The following is a 1,199-nucleotide window of genomic DNA, read 5'->3' on the forward strand; positions in this document are numbered from 1 at the left end:
CCGCAGGAAGTCGATGCAGCCGATGGCTGAACGGCTCGGTGTCGATCACCAGCAGTTGCAGCAGTTCATGACGACCTCGACGTGGCAGGTCAGGGACGTGCGGGCCCGTCTGGCGTGGCGGGCGGTGGGCGTCGTCCGGCCGCAGGTGTGGGTGGTGGACGACACCGGCTTCCCCAAGGACGGCCATTCCTCGCCCGGGGTGGCCCGGCAGTATTCGGGCACCCTGGGCAAGGTCGGCAACTGCCAGATCGGCGTCAGCGTCCACGCCGCCTCCGAGGAGGCTTCGTGCCCGTTGTCCTGGCGCCTGTTCCTGCCCGCCGCCTGGGACGGTCCCGACGCCCAGGCCCGCAGGCGGGCCTGCCGGATCCCCGACGACGAGTGCCACCGTCCCAAGTGGCAGCTCGCCCTGGACATGCTCGACGAACTCGCCGGCTCCGGGCTGCGGCCCGCCGTCCTGGTCGCGGACACCGGCTATGGCGCGAATGCCGACTTCCGCCACGGCCTGGACGAACGCGGCCTGGCCTGGGTGCTGCAGGTCAAGGGCGAGATGACCGCCCACGGCCAGGACGCGGTGCCGCACCAGCCCGAATACGGCGGGCTCGGCCCCAGGCCGCTGCCCCGCTACCGCACCCGGCCCGTGTCATTGCGCGAGCACGTACTGGCCGCGGGTCGCGGCCGCGGTCGGACCGTGACCTGGCGCAAGGGATCGAAGGCGGCGATGAGCTCGCATTTCGTGTTCCTGCGCGTCCGTCTCGCGGGCCGTCGCCCGAAACCGGCCGCCGACGGCACGATCGGGTTGTCCTGGCTGATCGCCCAATGGGCCGAGGGCGAGGGCGAACCGGTGCGGTACTGGATCTCGAACCTGCCCGCCGACATCCCCGCCAAGGATCTGGTCCGTCTGGCCAAAGCCCGGTGGCGGATCGAGCACGACTACCGCGAGCTGAAGACCGCCCTGGGCCTGGACCACTTCGAGGGCCGTTCGTTCGCCGGCTGGCACCGGCACGTCACCCTCGTCACCGCCGCCCACCTGTTCGTGACCGAACAGCGGAGACACCCAAAAGTCCCTGCCAGGGCCTGACCCTCTACCAGGCCCTGGACCTTCTCCAGCACCTCATCGCCACCTGGACCGGCACCTGCCCCACCTGCCGACAGACCGTCCCATGGCAGCCCTACGACACCACCTAACAAAGCACTACTAG

General features: G+C 70.5%; 1 protein-coding gene. It reads left to right on the plus strand.

Annotation, left to right across the window (positions count from 1 at the left end):
• Positions 1–1,078 (plus strand): IS701 family transposase (locus tag AC07AW_RS41230; RefSeq protein WP_478820599.1); only part of this gene is annotated, 1,078 nt, incomplete at its 5' end.
• Between the last annotated feature and the right edge of the window lie 121 nt (positions 1,079–1,199).

The sequence above is a fragment of the Streptomyces sp. NPDC044003 genome, from assembly GCF_056435185.1.